The organism is Paucibacter sp. KCTC 42545 (assembly GCF_001477625.1).
GTDB lineage: Bacteria > Pseudomonadota > Gammaproteobacteria > Burkholderiales > Burkholderiaceae_C > Paucibacter_A.
Map to the genome: position 1 here is coordinate 1,959,648 of NZ_CP013692.1, position 22,350 is coordinate 1,981,997.

20 protein-coding genes are annotated in these 22,350 nt (G+C 56.3%); 16 read left to right on the forward strand and 4 right to left on the reverse strand.

Annotation, left to right across the window (positions count from 1 at the left end; translation table 11 throughout):
* Both AT984_RS08690 and AT984_RS08695 read left to right on the forward strand, forming a co-directional pair.
* A complete protein-coding gene (locus AT984_RS08690) occupies positions 1–2,328 on the forward strand; it encodes an alkaline phosphatase D family protein (RefSeq protein WP_082679890.1) in 2,328 nt (775 codons plus the stop codon).
* Positions 2,329–2,371: 43 nt separating this feature from the next.
* Positions 2,372–3,382, forward strand: coding sequence for a DUF2804 domain-containing protein (locus AT984_RS08695; protein WP_058719760.1), 1,011 nt, complete (start codon positions 2,372–2,374; stop codon positions 3,380–3,382).
* 12 nt (positions 3,383–3,394) lie between these two features.
* Here the strand turns inward: AT984_RS08695 and AT984_RS08700 are convergent, their stop codons facing one another.
* The gene (locus tag AT984_RS08700; RefSeq protein WP_058719761.1) at positions 3,395–4,027 is read right to left on the reverse strand and encodes an ABC transporter ATP-binding protein; all 633 of its coding nucleotides are present in this window, start codon (positions 4,025–4,027) and stop codon (positions 3,395–3,397) included.
* A 91-nt stretch (positions 4,028–4,118) separates the two neighbouring features.
* Between AT984_RS08700 and AT984_RS08705 the strand changes: the two genes are divergently transcribed.
* A complete protein-coding gene (locus AT984_RS08705; protein WP_058719762.1) occupies positions 4,119–4,418 on the forward strand; it encodes a ParD-like family protein in 300 nt (99 codons plus the stop codon).
* Positions 4,415–5,209: a type I methionyl aminopeptidase gene (gene map, locus AT984_RS08710; RefSeq protein WP_058719763.1), complete on the forward strand. Its 795-nt coding sequence runs from the start codon at positions 4,415–4,417 to the stop codon at positions 5,207–5,209. The genes AT984_RS08705 and map overlap by 4 nt, the downstream gene beginning before the upstream one ends.
* 35 nt (positions 5,210–5,244) lie before the next feature.
* Here map and AT984_RS08715 read toward each other — a convergent pair whose 3' ends face one another.
* Together AT984_RS08715 and AT984_RS08720 are read right to left on the reverse strand one after the other, a co-directional pair.
* Positions 5,245–6,468 (reverse strand): pyridoxal-dependent decarboxylase, exosortase A system-associated, encoded by a 1,224-nt coding sequence (locus tag AT984_RS08715; protein WP_231741596.1) that lies wholly within the window; start codon positions 6,466–6,468, stop codon positions 5,245–5,247.
* A gap of 139 nt (positions 6,469–6,607) precedes the next feature.
* Positions 6,608–8,266 (reverse strand): acyl-CoA ligase (AMP-forming), exosortase A system-associated, encoded by a 1,659-nt coding sequence (locus AT984_RS08720; RefSeq protein WP_058719765.1) that lies wholly within the window; start codon positions 8,264–8,266, stop codon positions 6,608–6,610.
* 278 nt (positions 8,267–8,544) lie between these two features.
* On the opposite strand from AT984_RS08720, the gene AT984_RS08725 reads away from it, so the two are divergent.
* The 12 genes from AT984_RS08725 (at position 8,545) to AT984_RS22465 (ending at position 21,276) form a co-directional block, all read left to right on the forward strand.
* Positions 8,545–8,793, forward strand: coding sequence for an acyl carrier protein (locus tag AT984_RS08725; RefSeq protein WP_058719766.1), 249 nt, complete (start codon positions 8,545–8,547; stop codon positions 8,791–8,793).
* Positions 8,794–8,820: 27 nt separating this feature from the next.
* A complete protein-coding gene (locus tag AT984_RS08730) occupies positions 8,821–9,660 on the forward strand; it encodes a hydrolase 2, exosortase A system-associated (RefSeq protein ID WP_058719767.1) in 840 nt (279 codons plus the stop codon).
* A complete protein-coding gene (locus AT984_RS08735) occupies positions 9,657–10,586 on the forward strand; it encodes a hydrolase 1, exosortase A system-associated (protein ID WP_058719768.1) in 930 nt (309 codons plus the stop codon). Before AT984_RS08730 ends, AT984_RS08735 begins: the two co-directional genes overlap by 4 nt.
* Complete coding sequence (locus tag AT984_RS08740; RefSeq protein WP_058719769.1) at positions 10,583–11,350, forward strand: tetratricopeptide repeat protein; 768 nt, start codon at positions 10,583–10,585, stop codon at positions 11,348–11,350. Before AT984_RS08735 ends, AT984_RS08740 begins: the two co-directional genes overlap by 4 nt.
* A 41-nt stretch (positions 11,351–11,391) precedes the next feature.
* Positions 11,392–12,606 carry a DegT/DnrJ/EryC1/StrS family aminotransferase gene (locus tag AT984_RS22460; protein ID WP_197418286.1) on the forward strand — a complete coding sequence of 405 codons (1,215 nt, stop codon included), beginning with the start codon at positions 11,392–11,394 and terminating at the stop codon, positions 12,604–12,606.
* Entirely contained in the window at positions 12,603–13,634 is a 1,032-nt protein-coding gene (locus AT984_RS08745) for a GNAT family N-acetyltransferase (RefSeq protein WP_058719770.1), read from the forward strand. Before AT984_RS22460 ends, AT984_RS08745 begins: the two co-directional genes overlap by 4 nt.
* Positions 13,635–13,686: 52 nt before the next feature.
* The gene (locus tag AT984_RS08750; RefSeq protein ID WP_058719771.1) at positions 13,687–14,610 is read left to right on the forward strand and encodes a glycosyltransferase family 2 protein; all 924 of its coding nucleotides are present in this window, start codon (positions 13,687–13,689) and stop codon (positions 14,608–14,610) included.
* A gap of 187 nt (positions 14,611–14,797) precedes the next feature.
* Positions 14,798–16,150 (forward strand): 3-deoxy-D-manno-octulosonic acid transferase, encoded by a 1,353-nt coding sequence (locus AT984_RS08755; protein WP_082679893.1) that lies wholly within the window; start codon positions 14,798–14,800, stop codon positions 16,148–16,150.
* Positions 16,151–16,168: 18 nt separating this feature from the next.
* Positions 16,169–17,017, forward strand: a complete 849-nt coding sequence (kdsA, locus tag AT984_RS08760) for a 3-deoxy-8-phosphooctulonate synthase (RefSeq protein ID WP_058719773.1) — start codon at positions 16,169–16,171, stop codon at positions 17,015–17,017.
* A 71-nt stretch (positions 17,018–17,088) separates the two neighbouring features.
* Positions 17,089–17,745 carry a class I SAM-dependent methyltransferase gene (locus AT984_RS08765; protein ID WP_058719774.1) on the forward strand — a complete coding sequence of 219 codons (657 nt, stop codon included), beginning with the start codon at positions 17,089–17,091 and terminating at the stop codon, positions 17,743–17,745.
* Positions 17,746–17,802: 57 nt separating this feature from the next.
* On the forward strand, positions 17,803–18,990 hold the full coding sequence (locus AT984_RS08770; RefSeq protein ID WP_058719775.1) for an acyltransferase family protein: 1,188 nt from the start codon (positions 17,803–17,805) through the stop codon (positions 18,988–18,990).
* Between the two features lie 1,305 nt (positions 18,991–20,295).
* On the forward strand, positions 20,296–21,276 hold the full coding sequence (locus AT984_RS22465) for a glycosyltransferase family 2 protein (RefSeq protein WP_082679894.1): 981 nt from the start codon (positions 20,296–20,298) through the stop codon (positions 21,274–21,276).
* Positions 21,277–21,313: 37 nt separating this feature from the next.
* Here the strand turns inward: AT984_RS22465 and AT984_RS08775 are convergent, their stop codons facing one another.
* Positions 21,314–22,333, reverse strand: a complete 1,020-nt coding sequence (locus AT984_RS08775) for a hypothetical protein (protein WP_058719776.1) — start codon at positions 22,331–22,333, stop codon at positions 21,314–21,316.
* Positions 22,334–22,350: the final 17 nt, after the last annotated feature.

The following is a 22,350-nucleotide window of genomic DNA, read 5'->3' on the forward strand; positions in this document are numbered from 1 at the left end:
ATGGACAGACGCAGTTTTCTTCGCAAATCGGTCGCGCAAGCTGGCGCCCTCATCACCGCCTCGTCAGTACTCACAGGCTTGAGCGGCTGCGGCGGCGGCTCAGACGGCGAGGCCATCGTGCCCCTGCCGCCCACCTTCCCTGGCACCGACCAGCCCGTGCCCGCCACCCCGGCTGCTACCGGCGCCTACAAGTTCCCGCAAAGCGTGGCCTCGGGCGACCCCAAAAGCGACGGCGCCCTGCTGTGGGCTCGCGTGGTGCCGGCCGCGGCTGATGACATCCTGAGCGCCGGCACGCCCGCCAACTTCAGCGTGCGCCTGCGCATCAGCAGCGCCGACAACGCGGCCGCCCTGGGCAGCGACACGGCGCTGAGCGGCAGCCTCACCAGCGATGTCGAAGTACCGGTTTACGCCCTCTACGACAACACCTTGCGCCACCGTATCCGCGGCCTGCAATCGGGCACCACCTACTACTACCAGTTCACCGCCGGTGACTCGCGTTCCAAGGTCGGCCGCTTCAAGACCGCGCCCGCGGCCGACGCCGACATCAGCAACCTGAAGTTCGCCTATATGGCCTGCCAGGACTGGAGCGTCAACCACTGGGCCGGCTTGAGCAGCCTGGTAAAGGAAGACATCGACTTCGTCGTCCACCTGGGCGACTACATCTACGAGGCCGTTGGCGCCGACTACCAAGCCGGTGGCGTGGAAGCCGCCCACAGCGCCCTGATCTTGCCCAATGGCGTGAGCCTGCCCAGCGGCGGCAAATATGCCAGCAGCCTGGCCGACTACCGCTATCTGTACAAGCGCTATCGCAGCGACCCGCGCCTGCAAGCCTTGCACGAGCGCTTCGCCTTCGTCGCCATCTGGGACGATCACGAGTTCTCTGACGACTGCTGGCAAGACCGCTCCACCTACGACAACGGCAGCTTCAATGCCGGCACGGGCGCGGCGGACAACACCGTTCAGACCTCGCGCCGCCTCTCCGCCAGCCAGGCCTGGTTCGAGTTCATGCCGGCCGACATCAGCTTCACGCTGGATGCCGGCTACGGCATCAGCAATATCCGCATCTACCGTGACCTGAAGTTCGGCAAGCTGATGCATCTGGTGATGACGGACCAGCGCCTCTACCGCGCCGACCACCTGATTCCCGAAGCAGCGCCCAGCCCCCTGGACGGCAAACCGCTGGGCCAGATTGGCGCCCGCTATATGGTGCCCGAGGCCACCCTGGCCGGCATCGAAGCGCAGAAGATCGACGCCGCCAAGAAGCTTGGCCTGCCCGACGAGATGACCTTGGTCAGCGTGCTGGGCACCGCACAGCGCCAGTGGTGGATGGAGACGATGAAGAGCTCCACCGCCTTGTGGAAGATCTGGGGCAATGAGACCTCGCTACTGAAGATGATTGTGGATGGTGCCAAGCTGCCCACCGCACCGGCCGCACTGAAGACCCGCTTTGTGCTGAATGCCGACCAATGGGACGGCTATAACGGCGAGCGCAAGCAGCTGATGGCCCACCTGGCTACGAACAAGATCAGCAATGTGGTGGCCGTCACGGGCGACATTCACGCCTTCTTTGCCGGCACCGTGATGGACGACTTCAATGCCGCCAGCCCCAAGCCGGTGATGGTGGACCTGGTGACGGCGGGCATCTCCAGCAACTCGCTCTTCAGCTACTTTGTGGGCGCAGCCAGCTCACCGGCTTTTGCGGCCGTGAAGCCCCTGGTGGTGGTCAATGAAGTGGCTTGCGAGGACATCGCCATCCAGATGCTCTCGGCCGCCATTGCCATGGCCTCGGGCGTGACTGACCTGAGCAATACCGCCGCCATCCAGGCGGCGGTGATGGGCGCCATCGGCGCTGGTTTGATTCCGCTGGCAGCCGTGCAGCCCACACCGGGTCTCAGCACAGCACCCATCAACACCTTCGACGAAACCTTGAATGGCCATATGGGTGACACCATTGCCGCCACCAATGCGCGTCTGTCGGGTGCGAGCAAGTCGACGGCTTGCTCGACGCTGTATCTCTTGATCGCCGACAGTTTGTCCAAGGCCCTGGGCATCCCGATCGGCTTTGTGCCTGCCGCCGAGGTGGTCAAGCGGATGAACCCCTTTGCCAACGCCACCACCGGCGAGCCACCCAGCGCCAACAACCCTTGGCTGAGCTATGCCGATTCCAATGCGCAAGGCTATGCCGTGGTGAACCTGAGCAAGACCGAATTGGTGTGCGACTTCAAGAAGATGGCGCCCTTGAGCGCTGGTGCTGCACCCACAACACCTGTCGCCTCGGTCAAACGGGTGCGCGTGCCGGTGGGCAAGGTGCAGGTGGTGCTGGATTGAACGACAGTTGCATGAAGGTCCAGGCCCGACTGCAGGGCCTGGTATGAGGGCTGTTCGCGACCTGCCCGCACCACCCGCCAGCGTGGTGGCCGATGGCGCCCCTGCCAGCGGCCGCTATGCTGGGCGAATCGCCCACATCGACTGGCGAGAGCTGAGCGGCTCTTTCAGGCGCTCAGCAGTTTGGCGCCGGTTTCATCACAAGCGTTGGCAATACCTGGGCCTTGGAAATGAAGCGGTGTTCATTGGCCTGGCCATCGTCGATGTGGGCTGGACCTGCACCGCGTTTGCCTATGTCTTTGACCGTAAAAACAAGCGCTTACTAGCCGACTGGAGTCAGGACGGCTTGCCCGGCCTGCAATGCCAGTTGTCCGATGCGCCGGTCACGGGTGCCTGGGCTTGGTTCCGGGGGCTTGGTGCGCATCTGAGTTTTGAGCATCAAGCCCCGGATTGCATGCAGGTGAAGGTCAAAACCTCTGGCTTGAACCTGGAGCTAGAAATAGACCTGTCTGCTGCGGCCCCGTGGCTGCTGGCCATGGGCGCCATTGGCACGGGTGGAGTGGCGCATGCGACCCAGAAAAGCTCAGCCCTGCCGGTGCGCGGCCAGGTGCAAGTCCAGGGCCAAACCTTCGCCCTGGACGACGCCTGGGCCAGCATTGACAGCTCCAACGGCCTCTTGGCCCGCAACACCGACTGGCGCTGGGCCTGCGCGCACCGGCCAGACGTGGGCTTCAATCTGCAAAACGGCTACTTTGGCGGCAATGAGAATGCCTTGTGGCTGAACGGGGAACTCATTCCCCTCGGCGCAGCGCGTTTTGAGTTTGATGCCCAACAGCCGCTCAAGCCCTGGCGCGTCAGCACCGACGACGGGCTGCTAGACCTGAGCTTCAGCCCGGAGGGCGCGCGCCAGCAGAATCGCAATCTGCTCATCGCCGCCAGCCAGTACATCCAGCCCATCGGCACTTTCAGCGGCTGGGTCAAACCTGCGACTGACGCAGCGCCCTACGCGGTCAGCGATCTGCTCGGCGTGACCGAGGACCATCGCTCGACTTGGTAGACAAGCCCCGGGTCAATCGCCTAAGTCAATCAGCGCCGCCAGTTTCTGGCCAGCCAAGGCCGCAGGCAACTCGTAATCTGCCAGCACCCAAGCCTGCGTCTGGCCGGCTGCAGCTTCGCCCAGCAAATCATGAACCCAGCGGCAAGAGCGGCCATCCAGCGCCGCATAAGGCATGTCTAGCAGAAGCAGTTGAGCCCCACAGAGCGCCGCGGCCAACAAGCCGAGTTTGCGGCGGCTGCCGCTGGACAGCATGTACATCGGCTTGGCCATGTGTTCCGCCAAACCCAGGGCCTCGATCAAAGCAGGCGCCTCGGACGCGCGCCAGGCTGGATAGTTGGGCCGCAGAGCCGCCAACCACGCGTGTGCTGGTATGGCGTCGTGCTCCGAGGACTCCGGGCATTGGTAGTACAGGGAGATACCCTCGCCACGACGAACTTGCCCACTGCTGGGCACCAAAACGCCGGCCATCAAACGCAGCAAGCTGGTCTTGCCGCGACCATCGCCACCGCGTACCAGACTCAAGCCAGGGTGCAGCGAAAAACTCAAGTCAGCCAGCAAGGCTCCGCCGCCCACATCTAGGCGCAGGTTCTCCGCGATCAAGAAGGCGGCATTGGGCAAGCGGGTGGATTTATCTGGCGAATTCATGGCCGGCATTCTGCCTGCCGCGGCCAGCGCTGCCGCGACTGCCTGGCCCCTGAAAATATACGTTTCATCTGCATATCGTATAATTTCCAACATGGGAATCGTCAAAATTTCAGACCAGATGCATGAGAGTCTGCGCGTCGCCAGCAATGCGCTCTCGCGTTCCATCAATGCGCAAGCCGAGCATTGGATGCGCATCGGCATGGTGGCCGAGTTGCATCCCGAACTTGATCACCGCGAGATCAGCCAGCTATTGATTCGCGCCGAGCAGGCGGGCGGCTTCGATCTCGCCACCGTAGCGGCTTGTTGCGCCGGTGAGTTGCGGCAGCCCACAGTTACGCCCACGCACAAGCCCAATAAATCCGACAAGAACAGCAAAGCAGGTCTGCAATGAAAAGCATCAAAATTCGCAGCGCCAACGAGGTAGCCAAATCCCGCGAGGCCGGCAAATTGGCAGCCCAAGTGCTGGCCATGATCGCGCCCCATGTCCAGCCCGGTGCCAGCACCGAAGACCTGGACCGCATCTGCCACGACTACATCGTCAATGACTTGAAGGTCACGCCCGCCAATGTGGGCTACCACGGCTTCACCAAGACCCTGTGCACCTCCGTCAACGAGGTGGTGTGCCACGGCATCCCCTCCGCCAAAAAGATCCTCAAGTCGGGCGACATCATCAATATCGATGTGGCCGTCATCAAAGACGGCTGGTTCGGCGACACCAGTCGGATGTACTTCGTGGGGGACGCAATCAGCCCCTTGGCGCGCCGCTTGGTCGACACTACCTACGAAGCCCTCTGCGCCGCGATCCGAACCGTTCGCCCCGGCGCACGGCTGGGCGATGTGGGCCACGCCATTCAGACGGTGGCGCACCGCGAAGGCTTCAGCATCGTGCGCGAGTATGGCGGCCACGGTATCGGCGACATCTACCACGACGAACCGCATGTCTTCCACTTCGGCCAGGCCGGCCAGGGCCTGGTGCTCAAGGAAGGCATGATCTTCACCATCGAGCCCATGATCAATGCCGGCAAGCGCGGCATCCGTGAATTGGCCGACGGCTGGACCGTGGTCACGCAAGACCGCTCCTTGTCGGCCCAGTGGGAGCATATGGTCGCGGTGACCGCCGACGGCTTCGAGGTGCTAACACCTTGGCCCGACGGCTACGGCGACTACCCCGCCATCAGCTGAAGCGGCAGCAAAAAAAACGCCGCTCAGACCAGCAGTTAGACCAACACTTCGACAAACATCGGCTGGCTCAAGAACCCAGCCGGGCTGGCGCTGGCCCCGTAGGCGCCGGATTGAAACACCACGACCAGATCGCCGATCTCAGCCTGCGGCAATTGCATCCGGTCAGCTAGCAAGTCCAGCGGCGTGCACAGAGGCCCCACCACCGAAGCTAGTTCAAGTACGTTCGTTTCAGCATCCGCAGCCACCGCACGGTCCGCCACGATGGTGACCGGATAGTTTTTGCGGATGACCTGGCCGAAATTGCCGGATGCGGAAAGATGGTGGTTCAAGCCTCCATCAGTGACGAGGAACACCTGACCGCGCGACACCTTGCGGTCCACCACCCGGGTCACGTACACCCCGGCCTCGCCCACGAAATAACGGCCCAACTCGATCACAAGCGAAGCGCTGGGCAGATCTTGAGCCGCACGCTGCACCAGCTCAGCCAGATTGGCTGCAATCGGCCCCAGATCCAGCGCCGCTTCGCCCGGGAAATAGGGAATGCCGAAACCGCCCCCCAGATTCAGGAACTTGACCGGGCTGGGTGCATGAGCCGCCAAGCGCAGTGCCAGCTCATACGACTTCTGCTGCGCCTCACAAATCGACTCGGCACGCAGGTTTTGCGAGCCGGCAAACAAGTGGAAGCCTTCGAAGGCCAGGCCCAGGCGGCCGATCTCCTGCAGCAGCGCGGGCACGTCTTCGGCATCCACACCGAACTGCTTGGGGCCACCGCCCATCTTCATGCCCGAGCCCTTCAACTCGAAGTCCGGGTTGACGCGCACCGCTACACGCGCGGGCAAGCCCAATCGCGCCGAGGCCGCCGCAAGCACGGGCAACTCGCGGGCTGACTCCACATTCACCAGCACGCCGGCCGCCACCGCCTGATTCAACTCGATATCCCGCTTGCCAGGCCCGGCAAAGCTGATCTCGGCCGGGTCGGCACCGACATCCAGCGCCACTTTCAACTCACCGGCCGAAGCCACGTCAATGCCGTCCACCAAGCCTGCCATCAGGCCCACCAAGGCGGGCATGGGGTTGGCCTTCATCGCGTAGTGCAGCTTGATTTCGGGCGGCAAGGTTTGCCGCAGCAACGCCACGCGGGCGCGCAGCAAGTCGCGGTCGTAGGCGTAGAACGGCGTTTGCCCCACCCGCGCGGCCAGTCGGCGCAACGGCTGCTGGCCCACCAGCAAATCACCCTCAGCGCGGCCGAACTGCGTCATAGGGGCGTGCACGGGCGCGGGGCGACTCTGTGCGAGAGTCGAAATGGGACTATCAGTGGCCGAGCTGGACATGGTGAGAGGGTTCTCGATCAGAGTCTGCAATAGAAAAATGGATGCGCTGAGATTGAGCGTTTGGGGCTCAGGCCTGGTCGCGCCGCTCCAGCCACTGACCGGCCAAGAGCTTACGGTCGATCTTGCCATTCGGATTACGAGGCAAGGGCCCCGCCTGGACCTCGATGCCCGCGGGCACCATATAGGCCGGCATATGCTGGCGGCACTGCGCTTGCAAAGCCGGCAAATCCACGCCCTCGGCGCCCACCGGCGCGGTAACGATGACCTGAATCGCCTGGCCCAAGTTCGGGTGATCAACGCCAAAAGCGATGCATTCGCCCACCAACTGGGTGGCGTACAGAATCTCTTCCACCTCGGTGGGGCTGACGCGATAGCCCGAGGTCTTCATCATCTCGTCGCGGCGGCCGACAAAGTACAAATAGCCCTCGGCGTCCATGCGCACGTTGTCGCCGGAAAACACCGCGTACTCGGGTAGCTGCAAGCCGGCTTCACGGCCTGGCGCCCCTGCAGGCAGCAGCTTGTAGCGCTCGGCGGTTTTCTCGGCATCGTTCCAGTAGCCCAGGCCCACCAAGGCGCCGCGATGTACCAACTCACCCACCTCGTCCGGCGCGCAAGCGCTGCCGTCTTCGCGCAGCACCAGAATCTCGGCGTTAGGAATTGCCTTACCAATCGAATCCGGCCGGCGGTCCACCTCGGACGGTGGCAAATAGGTGGAGCGGAATGCCTCGGTAAGTCCGTACATTAAGAACGGGCTGGCGCTGGGCGCGCGCTGGCGCAACAAGCCCAGCGTCTCACGCGGCATGCGGCCGCCGGTATTGGCGAAATAGCGCAGCTTGGCATTGATGGCGGCGGGCCAGTCCAGTTGCGCGAGCTGGATGTAGAGCGGCGGCACGGCGGTCAGGCCGGTGACGCCTTCGCGCTCCATGGCCCGCAGCACATCGCGCGGCATCAGATAGTTCAGCAAGACCACCCGCGCGCCCACATGAAAGGCCGTGGTGAGCTGGCTAAAACCCGCATCAAACGACAAAGGCAAGGCGGCCAGCAGCACGTCGTCCGCCCGGTTTTCTAGGTAGGAGGCCACACTTTTGGCGCCAGCCACCATATTGCGATGCGACAAGACCACACCCTTGGGCCGGCCGGTGCTGCCCGAGGTGTAGAGAATGGCGGCCATATCCGTGTCGATGACGCGGTGGCCGGCGCGCGGTGCGGTCGCAACAAAGTCGGCCCAAAGAGGTAGGCGCAAGCGGGCATCGAGCGCAGCCGCGCCACTGCCATCTGCACCCTGCCCGCCATCGCCGGCACCGGTGAGCAGCACATGGCGCAAGGAAGCCGACCCGGCCAAGGTGTCTTGCAACATGGCCAGCCGCTCGGGCGACGTCAGCAGCACTTGCACGCCGCAATCCGCCATGATGAAGCCCACCTGCTCGGGCTTGAGCAAAGGGTTGATCGGCACGAAAACGCAGCCCGCCGCCGGCGCCGCGAAGCTGGCCACCACGGTCTCAAAACGCTTTTCAAGATAGATGCCAACGCGCGTGGCGCGCGGCAAACCCAGCGCCATCAAGCCCGCCGCGAAGCCCTCGATCTGCGCGCCCAGTTCGGCGTAAGTCACCTGCTGCGAGCCAAAGCTCAAGGCAATCGCTGCCGGCCTGCGCGCCGCTTGAAGCAGCGGCAAATCATGTAGAAGCACCGAGAGGTCTTGCTGAGCGTCCGAAGAGATGGCTGTCATGCGGTCAATAGCTGGTTGAACGGGGGCGAAATCCTGCGCAGAGACGCCAAGGAAATCGCCAAAATGTAGCGTATCGCCGGCGCTGCGCCACCCTCGTCCGGAGGGCCCCGCCACTTTTTAACCCACCCCACGTCTTGTCAAGTGCAGGTTCCCGCAATATTTCCTCGTTTGGGCCTCGGATCAGGGGGGCATCCACGCACAGAACTGAAAAATCCCACGGGTAAGATGCGGCGTCTCTCAATCAGCAAGACCGCCCCTCTCTTCGGCACCTCGACCCCATGACTACTGAAAAGCACGTGTTGCGCATCCTCGACGAAGTTCTGAGCTTGAATGGGCGCAGCGCCACATTCAACCGCAATACCTTGCTGTTAGGTGCGCTGCCGGAGTTGGACTCCATGGCCGTCGTCAGCCTGCTGACCGCGCTGGAAGAGCAATTGGGCATTGTGGTGGCGGATGACGAGATTGACGGCGCGACGTTTTCCAGCGTCGGCTCCCTGAGCGATTTTGTTGCGGCCAAGCTGGCCTGAACAAACTCTTAAGCCCAGCCGCCCGCCATGCACAAACCCCAGGCCTTCTTTATCGAATCGAACCAGGGTCAGGGCCAACGCTTTTGCATTTATCACCCAGCCCAGGGGTCGGCACGCGGCCGGGTGCTGCATCTCCATCCCTTTGCTGAAGAGATGAATAAGTCGCGCCGCATGGCGGCGCTGCAAGCCCGCCAATTGGCGGCGGCTGGTTTTGCTGTGCTGCAGTTGGATCTGTTTGGCTGCGGTGACAGCGCCGGGGACTTTGGCGACGCCGGCTGGCAGGATTGGATTGCCGATCTGCACCAAGCCAAATCATGGCTAGACACGCAATGTGGTCGGAACACCCCCTTGTGGCTATGGGGGCATCGCGTCGGCTGCCTGCTGGCCAGCGAGTTGGCGCGACAGATCGATGACGAAACATGCAACTTCCTGTTCTGGCAGCCACCGGCCAATGGCCGCGTGCTGCTTCAACAGTTCCTGCGCCTCAAATTGGCCGGTAGCCTAATGGACGGCAACGGCGCGGCTGCGATGGAGATCTTAAAGGCCCAAATGGCAGCGGGTGAAGTCGTCGAGATTGCTGGTTATGGACTTTCGCCAGCACTGGCCTCCGGACTGGAGAAGTCCACACTGCTGCCGCCTTCGGGCAAAAGCGGCCGGGCCATTTTTCTGGAAATGACCAGCCAAGAAGGCGGTGACGTCTCGCCTGCCCTGGCAACTGCAGCGCAGCGCTGGCAGGATGCGGGCCTGCAAGTTGAAGCACAAAAAGTGCAAGGCCCCTCGTTCTGGCAAACCAGCGAGATTGAGGACGCGCCCGCACTCTTGCAGGCAAGTCTGAATGCGCTGCTCTTAGAGCCGGCGAACGCATGATGGGAAAACTCGCCGCTTATCGCGACCAAGCCTTGTTCATTCCCTGCCAGGGCGAGCGAATGTTGGCCATCCTCAGTGAGCCGACTGCGATCAGTTCAACAATCAAGACTGGCGTGTTGGTCATTGTGGGCGGCCCACAGTACCGAGGCGGTAGCCATAGACAGTTCACCTTGCTTGCCCGTGAATTGGCGAGCCAAGGCGTGCCGACCTTGCGCCTTGACTATCGCGGTATGGGCGATGCGGAAGGTGAGCAGCGCGATTTCGAAGCCGTCGCCGACGACATCGCGGCAGCCATGGACGCCTTCTTCACCCACACCCACGGGCGTATGGATCAAGTAGTGCTATGGGGGCTTTGCGATGGCGCCTCAGCCGCCCTGCTCTACCTCGACGTGAGTAAAGACCCACGGGTCCTAGGCCTGACACTGCTCAACCCCTGGGCGCGCTCTGACACCAGCCTGGCCAAAACGCAGCTTAAACACTACTACTGGCAGCGGCTAAGTCAGCCTGAGTTTTGGAAGAAGCTTTTAGGTGGAGGCGTCGGGCGCAAGGCCTGGAGTGACTTGCTTGGAAATGCCCGCGAGGCTCTTGGCCGGGCCAAGGCCCCCCCAAAGGGACGGGGCACCACACCTGCACAGGTAAAAAGCGAACGCCCCTACCAAGAGCGGATGGCCAAGGCTTGGCGGAGATTCGGTGGTGACATCCAATTGATCATTAGCGGCCAGGACTTGACGGCAAAGGAGTTCTTGGATCATGCCGACACTGACTCCAACTGGCGAGGTCTCCTGGCCCAAAGCAAGGTGCAAAGGGTGAACTTGAGCGCCGCCGACCATACCTTTTCAGATCGAGCGGCAGGTTTGGAGGTTCAGGCGCATACATTGAGCTTTGTCCTGAGGCTCGGCAAGTCATATGAGGTCACGCACCTATGAAGACGTTGAAATTCTGGTATGTGTTGATCACAGGTTTGTCCTGGGCCTTCGCAGTAAATGCTCAAACGACGAGCGGCGGTAACGGGAATTGCGGCCCGATTCGAGGTGGGCACTACGGCCCCTACGACTATCGCCCCGATCATCAAAAGAATGCTGGTAGCGACCCACTACCCCACGCCGAAAAAAGAGTGCTCGTAGAAGGCGCCCACTTCACGCCACGAGTCGAAAACCTGATCGGCGCTCAATCCGGCGGTCAAATTGGGTCGCCCGGCCCGGACCTTTCCTACACCTTGCGCGCATTCCCCAACAATCATCGGGCCTTGGTTTCGGTGATGCGTTATGGCGAAAAGTTCAAGACGGAAACGCCTCCGGGACTGCAGTATCCGGTGGAATGCTATTTCGAGCGTGCCATCCGCTTTGCAGGCAATGACAGCATCGTTCGCATCATCTATGCCACCTACTTAACCAAGAAGAACCGCCTGGCGGAGGCGAAAGCCCAACTCAATTCGGCAACCCAGCTTGCAGCTGACAACGCCTTCACCCACTACAACATTGGCTTGGCGTACTACGAAATGAAGGAGTACGGTCCGGCACTGGAGAGTGCGCATCGGGCGATCGCATTGGGATTTGACAAGCCTGATTTGCGCGAAAAATTGATCGCTGCGGGGCAATGGCAAGACCCAGTAGTCCAGTCGGCAGAGACCGAGACCGCAAGAGACGGCACCGCAGTAGGCGATGCAGCGTCGAGCCCCAAAGCCCCTTGAGCTTAGGACATTTCCAGCCTTTTTCGCCCATTAGTCCGAGCATGCACGCAGCCATTCCTCGCCTTCCCGTTTTAGACTGGCAGACCTTTTCTGGAGCCAAAAACTCCGGCACGGCCTGCTTGCTCGACTTGCCTGAGTCCCGCTATACGAATAGCGGGCGCGCGTCAATTTTGTTGGCCCTGGAAATGCTGGAGATCAGCGCTGGGGATCGTGTCTTGGTACCGACTTACCATTGCCCCACGATGATCGCCCCCATCAGCTTGCGTGGGGCTCTCCCATTTTTTTACCCATTGAACCCAGACGGCTCGCCCGATCTAGCCTGGATTGAATCACAGGATCTGACCGGCGTTCGCGCCGTTTTGGCCGCACACTTTTTCGGATTGCCTCAACCATTGGGAACGCTGCGAACCTGGTGCACGCAAAAGCGGATCTACTTGATTGAAGACTGTGCCCACTCCTTGTTTGGAAGCAGTGACGGAAAACCTGTGGGGAGTTGGGGAGATTTGGCCATTGCGAGTTTGACGAAATTCCTGCCAGTGCCTGAAGGAGGTTGCTTAGTCAACAACAACCCATCTGCTGCAAAAAGCAAAAAATCTCTCCGCGCGCCCGGCTTAAAGAGTGAAATCAAAGCAGCGTTCGACATCCTTCATACCGGTATCCATCACGGGCGCCTCAAGGGACTTGCCCTGCCCTTTGAATTGGTTTTACGTGGCATGCGCCGCTTGCGCGGGCAATCAGGGGCTCGGTCAGAATTCCAGGCTGAGGCCTCACAAGAAGAAAAAAGTCCTGCGCAAGAGGCCTACGACATCGACCTTGGAATGTCACATCAGGAATTGACTGCGGCTTGCCGTTGGGTCGCCCAAGGTGCTCCGCGTGAACGCATCGTGGCCGGGCGCCGCACGCAGTACGCGTTTTTTACTGCGGCCTTCGCCGGAGCTGCCGAGTTTCATCCGCTCATACCAGTTCTGCCAAATGATTGCGCACCCTATGTGTTTCCGCTCTGGGTCAATGATCCAGATCCTGGTTATTTCAAACTAAGACGACTCGGCCTACCGGTTTCGCGCTGGGATCGGCTTTGGCCTGGTGTGCCCCATATTGATGGCGACCACGGCCGCGCTTGGTCACATCACATCCTGCAACTAGCTTGCCATCAAGATTTGACCCCAGATGAATTGCAACGCATGGTGACCCTGGTCAAGAACGTTTATGCCCCCACCACTAGAACAAAAAACGCATCAAGCGAGGGCGAAGCATGAGTTGGTCCATTCACCCCATCCGTGATTTCCCGGCGCACAGCGAGGCCTGGGATACGCTAGCGCAAGGCCGTGTGGGTGCGCCTTTTTTGCGGTCCGGCTTTATTCAACCGGCCATTACCGCCTTTGGCCGCGGCGATGAATTGCTTTGCCTGTACCAAGCGGAGGGGCAACTTCGTATCGCCATGATTCTGTCCAAGCAAGGCAAGGGCATGTGGCAGACCTTCCAGCCTTCGCAGTTACCGCTAGGTGCCTTCCTCAGTGATGGCTCAGTAGACATCGAACTCGCCGCCCCAGGCCTATGGCACAAGCTACCCGGGCTCTGCTTGGGCCTGGGTCTGACTCAACTCGATCCCAATTTCGATCCTCGCCCCACCGACTCAATCAAGCGCCGGAGCAAGGACTACATCCAAACCTCGTGGGTAGATATCAACGGCAGCTTCGATGCCTACTGGGACGCCCGAGGCAAGAATCTCAAACAAAACACCCGAAAGCAACGCAACAAACTCCAAAGCGAAGGAGTTGAGCCGCGCCTCGAATGCCTGCAGGCCGTCGCCGAGATGGGCACAGCAATTGAACAATACGGCCGACTTGAAAGCGCTGGCTGGAAGACGGCTGACGGTACGGCCATCAATCCCGAGAATCAACAGGGTCGCTTTTACCGGAAGATGTTGGAAAACTTTGCTGCCCGAGGCCAAGCACGTGTGTACCGATACTGGTTCGGAGACAAAGTGGTGGCCATGGATCTTTGCATTGACGACGGCCACGTCATCGTAATTCTCAAAACCACTTACGACGAATCCTACAAGGCTGTTTCCCCATCTACCTTGATGCGCCAAACAGAATTCCAGCAATTATTCGATGAACAAAAATTCAGGAGAATCGAATTCTACGGGAAGGTGATGGAATGGCACACCCGCTGGACGGAACAATTGCGCGAAATATATCACTGCAATCTATATAGATTTCAAGCAGTTTTGAATCTCATCACATTGAGAAACAAGTTGGCAAAACAAGAATCGACTCAGTAAATCGACAACAAATCAACAGTCAACTCAACCTTACACGCATCAAGCCGACGATATGCCCGCAGTTTCCATCGTCATACCAGCCTATAACGCAGCCACCTATTTGCGAGCAACCATTGATAGTGTACTCGCATCTAGCTTTCACGATTTTGAAGTCATTATTGTCGATGACGGCTCAACCGATAGCACTTGCGATGTGGCGCGCAGCATTACCGACCCGCGCGTGCGCGTCATTAGTCAAGCCAATAAAGGCATGTCTGCCAGTCGGAATATCGCCATCTCTTCCGGCAGTTCAGAATTCATTGCCTTGCTTGATGCAGATGATGTTTGGCACCCAAACAAACTTGCCCTACAAGTTGAAAAGTTAAGACAAGCCCCTGAGTATGGAATTTGCTATTCAGAATTCAAAATTTGGCATGGCGAAGCCGACGATAAATTCTTCGCACCAATCAATGACTCCGACATATCCAAGGATTTGAGCGGCTGGATTTATCCAAAAATGATATTGACGAATTTCGTGCTCCCATCAACGATTATTTTTCGCCGCACTGTTTGGGATATGCTGGGGCCATTTCTTTGCGATAACCAACAGACCGATGACTGGGAGTACCTTGTTCGCGCATCGCGCCAGTTCGAGTTCGTAAAAATTGCGGCAGCGTTGGTCCTTTATCGCCAACACCCGACCTCATTATCTCGCCGCCCCTCTGCGGTCAATCACACCGAAGTGATGCGCGAACAACTTATTCAGCGCTATCAGTACAATTGCACTCACGGCGGACCGGTCGATCGGATTGAGCTCCAAAGGCGGCGCTACCTTGGCCTACGTCACTTTGCCGATGCACACCTTGTTGCTGGCAACTTCAAATTGGGTTTAAGCCAAATTACAAGGCTATTGTTGTCTGAGCCATTCCGGGGCGAAACGATATTAACCGTCATCAAGGCAACTCGCAGACGACTGCTCAAAATTATTGGAAACTGAGCCACAAAATGCCCCATTTCAAAAAAAATGATCGAATATTCAACAACAACTAGGACGTGGAAGTTTTTTTATAATAAAAAATACAATCGACACCACCAATGGAAATAGACCCAATTCAAGTTAGCCTGAGAAATTGGTGCAACAGCAGTGCTTTAACGAACCACACCATCAATAATCGCCTTCAACGATGAGCATACGCCCAGCGCCCCGCCCAATTGGAATCTGGCTGCACTTGAAGTGGCTGGCCTTTCGTTGCTTGGAGCGGCTAAGCGACTTACGCGTAAATCGCGAAAAAAATCTGTTGCCACTACCTCGGCCCTCAACGCCCGAGCCTGCACTTTGGGTTTATGTTTCCACCATCGGTGAGCTCAATGCCATTGAGCCTTTACTGCGTCATGTTGTTGAGTCGCAGCCCAACTTGCGCTTGGTTCTAATCACAGACAGGCCGCAGTACCGGGATAGTTACATGGCCCGCTATCCCGATGCCGTGTTGTGTGTCAGCAGCGGACACAGCAGTGATGCCTGCAACTTGGTACTTCACTACCCGCCGGTTCAATTGATTGTGGCGGAAATCCCGTGTTGGCCTTCGGATGCTCCTTGCCGTTTTTCCTTTGCTTTTGTGCTGCAAGCCAGAAAGGCCGGCGCCATGTGCGCTCTGGTGAATGGCTGGCTCTACCATTACACCCCGCCAAGCCGTATGGACCATTTGGAGCGGCGATGGTTTCAACGCGACTACTTGCGAGCATTTGACGTACTTGCGGTACAGACCGAAGTGGTCCGACAAGGGGTCATGAATGCCGGTGCAGAGGCCTCGCGAGTCAGCGTTGCAGGCAACATCAAGTTTGACGCTATGCAACGTCAAGGCTGGAGTGCAACGCAAGCACGCAGCCCTCAGCTATTGCAAGGTTTACTGGACTCCGGCCGGCCTGTGATTGTCACGGGTTGCGTTACCAATTTTGATGAGCAGGAACTGGTGTTGGATGCTTTCTTGAAGGTGCTGGCACAGCGACCAGATACCTTGCTGGTACTCGCACCCCGCCATCCAGAACGCAGCGAACGTATGCAAACGCTGGCCGACTACCTAGCCCAACGAAATCTGCGGGCTCGGTTCAGATCCAAGATTGACGACATGCCCCTGGACTCGAACATCCAGTGCCTGGTGCTCGACACCATGGGCGAGTTGCGTGACGTCTATGCCGCAGCCACTGCGGCCCATGTGGGTGTTGACCACAATGTGCTTGAACCTTTGGCCTTTGGCACGCCAGTCACAGTCAGCCCAGGATGGAATCCCAGCTATCCTTCTTTCCCGGTCTACAGCCTCATGCTGGAAAGAAACGCCATTGCTGAACACCGCGAGGTCAGATCCTTGTCCGCGATGTGGCTGGAACTAATCAACAATCCCTTACAGCGTGCTCAGAGAGTCCAAGAGACCGACACCAGCTTGGCCCAAGCCCGGGGCGCAGTTGAGAAGCACCTCAGCCTTTTGGAGCCCTGGTTGCCCACAACTGCCGCCACGAACCCCTCAAGCTCCAAGACTTAACTCGACACAAAACTCATCATGACGACGATATCCATCAATCCAAATATTCAAGTCTCCAATCAACTGCCCTTTGTGCTGTTTGGCGGCATCAATGTGCTGGAGTCCAAGGATCTGGCGCTCCAAGCCGCTGCAGAGTACGTCCGCGTGACCGACAAACTGGGCATCCCCTACGTTTTCAAGGCCAGCTTCGACAAAGCCAATCGATCATCCATCCACTCCTACCGCGGCCCCGGCCTCGAGGAAGGCCTGAAAATCTTCGAGGCGGTCAAGACTGAGTTCGGCGTTCCACTGATCACCGATGTGCATGAGCCCTGGCAAGCCAAGCCAGTGGCAGAGGTTGTCGACATCTTGCAACTGCCTGCCTTTTTGGCGCGGCAAACAGATCTGGTCGTTGCACTGGCCAAAACCGGCCGAATCATCAACATCAAAAAGCCACAGTTCCTCAGTCCTTCGCAGATGCAAAACATCGTCGAAAAGTTTAAGGAAGCGGGCAACGAGCAACTGATCCTATGCGATCGCGGCACATGTTTTGGTTACGACAACCTAGTCGTAGACATGTTGGGCTTCGGCGTGATGAAGAAGGCCTGCCAGGACCTACCCGTGATTTTCGACGTAACCCACGCTCTGCAACAACGCGACCCAGGAGGCGCAGCCTCTGGCGGCCGACGCCAACAAGTCGCTGACCTGGCCCGCGCAGGTTTAGCCGTGGGCTTGGCAGGGCTCTTTCTTGAGGCGCACCCTGAGCCAGACCAAGCCAAGTGCGACGGCCCCAGTGCCTTACCCCTGGATCAACTAGAACCCTTCCTGACCCAACTCAAAGCACTTGACGATCTGGTCAAAAGCTTGCCCTTGCTCAATATCCGCTGAGCAATCCACGCACAGACCTGAAGTCCACCCGCCCTGCCCGAAGCAACCTATCGCCTCCAGCCGCCCAATCTATGGACAAAAGCATTTACTACACCTGCGCACGTCCCGAAGTTGTGGCGTTGCTACCCGCCAAGGTAGAGCGCCATCTTGATGTCGGCTGCGCGGCAGGCCTCTTTGGAGAGAGCTTGCTCAGGGAAGGCCGGGCCGTAGAGGTATGGGGCGTCGAGCCAACAGACGGCCCGAGCGCCGAGGCGACCAAACGCCTCAGCAAAGTCATTCAAGGATATTTCGACGAAAACACGCCTCTACCAGACGAGTACTTTGACAGCATTAGTTTCAATGACAGTTTGGAACATATGCCTGATGAAGTCGCCGCACTGAAAGTAGCTTGGCGAAAACTCAAACCAAATGGCACCCTAGTGGTTTCCCTGCCAAACATTCGCTACTTGGAAAATTTGAAAGAGCTGCTGATCGAGAAGGAGTGGCGATATGTAGATGCCGGCATTCTGGATCGCACGCACTTGCGGTTCTTTACAAAATTGAGCATGCAGCGAACGATTAAAGAATGTGGATTCACGATCGATCGTGTCGTCGGGATTAATTCACACTGGTGGACCGGCTGGAAGATTGGGCTCTTGCGCCTCATTTTTCGTGAACATATTGAAGATACGCGATGGCGCCAATTTGTTGTTGTTGCCCGTAAAGCCCCCAGTGCCGGGCAGCCTTGACACTACGCCGCCCTTGATTTACGCCAGATTGCACCACTAACTCGCCGCTTATTTCATATGCTAGGGCTCGCCATTGATTCAAGCGCCAAACCAGACAAGACCAAATTCGGTCTTTGGGGCGACCAATTCTCCATCTACCTAGACTTGGTGCGTTTTCTCGCCGCAACCTATGTCATGCTGGCCCACACCAAGTATCCAAGATTTACAGACGGATGGCTGTCAACAATTGGATCATATGCCAATGATGCAGTAATGGTATTCTTTGTGCTTTCAGGACTCGTCATTGCACAAGTTACCATCCATCAAAATCGAGGTTTCGCTGATTATGCCTTAGCTCGACTTTCCAGGCTTTGGTCTGTTGCCCTACCGGCCCTGCTAATCACCTATGCCGCCGATAGCCTAGGTCGAAATTTAATGCCGGAGCTTTATGAAGGTAACTGGGCCCCAGGAGACATGGTTTTTTGGCGCTTATCGATCAATGCGCTTTTCGCCGGCGAGTTGTGGTTCTTAAATTTACTACCTTTTAGCAATGTACCCTATTGGTCAATAAACTATGAATTCTGGTATTACGCAATTTTCGCCAGCCTCTATTTCCTACGCGGCAGCCAGCGAATAATTGCCACAACTTTCTGCACCCTGATTTGCGGACCGAAAATCCTATTGCTATTGCCAGTATGGCTCCTAGGAATCGCCGCCAACTGGTTGATCACACGAACGCATGCCCACTCGATTTGGGGCTTGTTGCTTGGTCTACTAACACCATTGATTTACGCGATATATAGCCAGAGCGGAATACACGGGCACCTCAACTGGATGACCGCAAACTGGCTTGGAATCGATTTCACACAAGAAAGCCTAGCTTGGTCAAAGAGCTTTTTGAGCAATTACATTGTGGGATCTTTAGTCATGCTGCACTTCTATGGCGCAGCGATTTCTCTGAAAAATAGAAATCCATTTGGCGAACATTCAAAAAAGTGGATCAGAAGTTGCGCCAATTACACCTTCTCCATCTACTTGCTTCACATGCCACTATTACAGCTAAATGCAGCAATACTGAAATTAGATCCGGCAGATAAACTTGATTGGTTAAGCATGATGCTTTTGACAATATTTATTGTCATTCTCATCGGCGAATTCACCGAAAAAAGAAAGCACAAGACAAGAACCGCACTGAAGAAGCTTTCAGAAAATCTGTCGAACAGCCTCGGCGCCATCGGAATACGGCTCAACGCCCGGGAAAAATAGAAAAAATAAACCTCAAGAGCACGCCCACACTAGCGCAATTGGAGCAGCCGCCCAATACTAGAAACAATAAATTCTTATCAACAAATTTCCCTGAGAAACCTTACCTCTTCCTTATAGGAAACAGCGCAAACTGGCCTTCGACAGAATGCCTCAAGCCCTCCACCCCGTCAATATAGATCTAATATTCAACGGAGTTCGGTGCATCAGCAAAAACCAAATAAACCCGAAAATAAACCGTCTAACAGAGAAAATCAAACGCAATTTAGCAGCGACGCTTGTGCAACCTCAAGGCGGTGTATCTAGTCATTCGACGTCACGATTTGAATTAAGCACTCTTCGCGAGAAAGTCGTCTCACACCAATCACACACTGATGCGACGAGAAAATTGATCTCACTAGTACTTTCCATGATGCGTCTAGGCGAATGGGATCACGCCTGGGCAGGAGGCACTTCGGTCGTAATCCCATTTAATCAGGAAACCGACCAAACATCTACATGGACTATGACGAGGACGGAGTATTAAATGCTTATCAATTTACCTCAGACGGATGCGTTCTTTTCGTTAAAAGGCTCCACTCTAGGCATGCCATGGTGCCCTGCATCGCCCAAGTAGGTCCCCTATCAAAATTACGTACAGCACCGCAATTGGTGCAGCAGGTTAATCCAACCTGCGCATGACCGCGAACGCAGTCGGCCAGCCAGATCAATAATGCTACTTCAATCTATTTGAATGATGTCCGATATGCGGTTGTGCTCATAGTGTTACTAACTCACGCCACCAGCTCAGATTTTTCAGCGGATCGCTATTTGCGCATCGCAATTCAGACTATGACAAGATTTTGTCTTGCGTGGAGTCCCGATACGACAATGCCTACCATGTAAAAATTCCGTGCAACCATTTGCAAAAGTAGGCACCAAATCATCATTCGCCCCCACATTGGATCGCGTTACCGGCGCTAACCGAAATGACCACCCTAAACAATTTAGGACTTGGCCTCGATTCGGAATTTCACGATGGCGCACCTTGGTATTGCACGCCCACGAGACCCATAGAGTCCTCAACCAGCCTGGCACTGCCAAACCAGTTAACACCGCCCCGATAGCAAGCGATCAGTGAATGCCCCCCCCTTAATACAGCACTCCAATAGAGCACTAGAACGCTAGCAAAAAACTACCCAATATCATTTTCCGCACACATGATCTGACGCGGATCCATAATCTCCTACTATACTCGACACATCCGCCAACTGACCGACGAACTCCGGTCGACTAGACATTATCATACAACTTGTTTGGATCTTAGAAATGAACGAATGGCCCAGCAACTCTGTTAGTGTGATTATTCCGGCCTTCAATAGCGGCACCTACATTGAACGGGCCATTCGCTCTGTCGAACTTCAAAAAAAACCATCTGATTTAATCGTCGAAATTATAGTCGTAGACGACTGCTCCACTGAGTCGACCATGATTTCGGCCTTGGATCGAATACAAGCCGCTTCGTCGCCAATGATTAGGTTGATTAGGCTAAAAAAAAACGGTGGCGCAGCTCGTGCTCGCAATGAAGCAATCGCCAACGCCAAAGGTCGGTATTTAGCCTTCTTAGATAGCGATGATCTTTGGCTGAACAATCACTTGCAAACACATATCGCAGCATTACGTAGTACATCCGCAGGTTTTAGCTGCTCAGACTACAATTCGATTGACCAAACAGATACCGTTTACTCCCCACGGTTTTTTCACAACCATAAAGAAAAGAGCAGAGCGCTCAAACTAACGCAGACAACAAGTAAATTTATTGTTTATAGACGTCCAGTAAAAATTTTTCTTGATTGCTGTCCAGCGTGCACAATTACTACCGTGATTGATCGGGAAAAATTTCCGAAGGAACTATTGCATTTCTCTGAAGACTTACGCATGGCAGAGGATGTTCATCTGTGGATAAGATTGTCAGCGCATGGTGATTTTTGTTTCATCCCAGATGCCACCGCCGGATACCGCACAAATTTCAATTCACTAACACAAAAATCAAATTCTTTTATTATTGATGACTGGTTGATACAAGCATTGGAAGATCTGCTTTCGAAGACCGAGTTTTTAGCCTGGCGAGCACTGATTCGACAACGGATTGGTGCCATTCTTTGCAGTCAAGCCTACGGATACCGCAAAGAAGGTGACAAAACAAGATCGTTTGCAGCAATTAAAAAAGCAGTGCTTATCTCACCAAAATCGCTTTCAACTTACGTTGAATTGGTAAAGCTATTTATCCAACACTTGCGTTCCATCTAAGCGCGCTTTGCAAGCTGCATTCCCACGCAACGTCCAATCATTTTTTCGAAAAAAACACTCCATCCCACTGACTCGCAATCAATTCTTTGGCGTTGCGTTGGCAAACGAAGTCACGAGCTTTAGCGACAAGCTTCTCCCGTTCTCCTGGACAAATGATAAGCCTCTCCAAATTGGTAAGCCAATCGCCATTCGCGATAACTGAATTATAGGGTAGGTACGCAGGCATCGGATCTGCAACAACGGCCAACCCATGAAAAGCAGCCAGAGTAAGGCGATTGCTGCTTTTACATCGAGTAAATTCGTTATCGACAGATGGAATTAAAGCTATTTGATGCCACCTCAAAATTGAATGAAAGGTAACCCTATTCCACTCTATGTAGTGAATTGGAAACGGCCACCCCTGAAAATTGCTATCAAATTTTTTCCGATTATTACTAATAATAGTCAGGCTGATTGGATACCTAGAATTCAACTCAATCAGAACTTCCGCCTTCCCTTTTAGATCAAGCATGCCGCCATTCGCAAAAGGATTGCCATGAGAGCCAAACCAGACCAAAGGTGTACGTTTGCCCACGCGGTTGAATCCGAGCCATATAAGAAGATGCAGAGCCCACAACCATGCCAACTTTCTGGTCGGACTCAATACTCTCTTCCAGAAACTGTCTGACTCGAGGAGTAAACTGCTTTCCAAGCCGTCATCAATAACTTGAATTTTCAGATTTTCACCAAACTGTCTACGCATCTCTTCGCCGAGCGCGTTCGAGCAGCAGACCATAACTTGAGCTATTCCAGCCAAGCGCCGCAAGAATTCCAACCCGGAAGACCATCCATCGATTTCTGTTGAACAGGCGAACTGGTTGTCACAGTTGTCGACGACGACTCGCGCGCCCTTCAGTACTGCTTGCTCTGCAAAGATAACCAAAGCCTCTGCAGTTGACAGCGGATTGACCGTCGGGAATACAGACCAAGCTTCAAAGACGAGGGTCAGGCCAGCATCTATAGACTCCCCCTCCTTCCAAAAGCCAATAGAACGGCCTGCCTTTTTCAACTCCTCCATAGGGTATAGGCAGCGAT

What these genes read in the sequence shown, in the direction of transcription:
- AT984_RS08690 (WP_082679890.1), top strand. Translation starts at nt 1, where the DNA reads ATGGACAGACGCAGTTTTCTTCGCAAATCGGTCGCGCAAGCTGGCGCC.
- AT984_RS08695 (WP_058719760.1), top strand. Translation starts at nt 2,372, where the DNA reads ATGAGGGCTGTTCGCGACCTGCCCGCACCACCCGCCAGCGTGGTGGCC.
- AT984_RS08700 (WP_058719761.1), bottom strand. Translation starts at nt 4,027, where the DNA reads ATGAATTCGCCAGATAAATCCACCCGCTTGCCCAATGCCGCCTTCTTG.
- AT984_RS08705 (WP_058719762.1), top strand. Translation starts at nt 4,119, where the DNA reads ATGGGAATCGTCAAAATTTCAGACCAGATGCATGAGAGTCTGCGCGTC.
- map (WP_058719763.1), top strand. Translation starts at nt 4,415, where the DNA reads ATGAAAAGCATCAAAATTCGCAGCGCCAACGAGGTAGCCAAATCCCGC.
- AT984_RS08715 (WP_231741596.1), bottom strand. Translation starts at nt 6,468, where the DNA reads ATGACGCAGTTCGGCCGCGCTGAGGGTGATTTGCTGGTGGGCCAGCAG.
- AT984_RS08720 (WP_058719765.1), bottom strand. Translation starts at nt 8,266, where the DNA reads ATGACAGCCATCTCTTCGGACGCTCAGCAAGACCTCTCGGTGCTTCTA.
- AT984_RS08725 (WP_058719766.1), top strand. Translation starts at nt 8,545, where the DNA reads ATGACTACTGAAAAGCACGTGTTGCGCATCCTCGACGAAGTTCTGAGC.
- AT984_RS08730 (WP_058719767.1), top strand. Translation starts at nt 8,821, where the DNA reads ATGCACAAACCCCAGGCCTTCTTTATCGAATCGAACCAGGGTCAGGGC.
- AT984_RS08735 (WP_058719768.1), top strand. Translation starts at nt 9,657, where the DNA reads ATGATGGGAAAACTCGCCGCTTATCGCGACCAAGCCTTGTTCATTCCC.
- AT984_RS08740 (WP_058719769.1), top strand. Translation starts at nt 10,583, where the DNA reads ATGAAGACGTTGAAATTCTGGTATGTGTTGATCACAGGTTTGTCCTGG.
- AT984_RS22460 (WP_197418286.1), top strand. Translation starts at nt 11,392, where the DNA reads ATGCACGCAGCCATTCCTCGCCTTCCCGTTTTAGACTGGCAGACCTTT.
- AT984_RS08745 (WP_058719770.1), top strand. Translation starts at nt 12,603, where the DNA reads ATGAGTTGGTCCATTCACCCCATCCGTGATTTCCCGGCGCACAGCGAG.
- AT984_RS08750 (WP_058719771.1), top strand. Translation starts at nt 13,687, where the DNA reads ATGCCCGCAGTTTCCATCGTCATACCAGCCTATAACGCAGCCACCTAT.
- AT984_RS08755 (WP_082679893.1), top strand. Translation starts at nt 14,798, where the DNA reads ATGAGCATACGCCCAGCGCCCCGCCCAATTGGAATCTGGCTGCACTTG.
- kdsA (WP_058719773.1), top strand. Translation starts at nt 16,169, where the DNA reads ATGACGACGATATCCATCAATCCAAATATTCAAGTCTCCAATCAACTG.
- AT984_RS08765 (WP_058719774.1), top strand. Translation starts at nt 17,089, where the DNA reads ATGGACAAAAGCATTTACTACACCTGCGCACGTCCCGAAGTTGTGGCG.
- AT984_RS08770 (WP_058719775.1), top strand. Translation starts at nt 17,803, where the DNA reads ATGCTAGGGCTCGCCATTGATTCAAGCGCCAAACCAGACAAGACCAAA.
- AT984_RS22465 (WP_082679894.1), top strand. Translation starts at nt 20,296, where the DNA reads ATGAACGAATGGCCCAGCAACTCTGTTAGTGTGATTATTCCGGCCTTC.
- AT984_RS08775 (WP_058719776.1), bottom strand. Translation starts at nt 22,333, where the DNA reads ATGGAGGAGTTGAAAAAGGCAGGCCGTTCTATTGGCTTTTGGAAGGAG.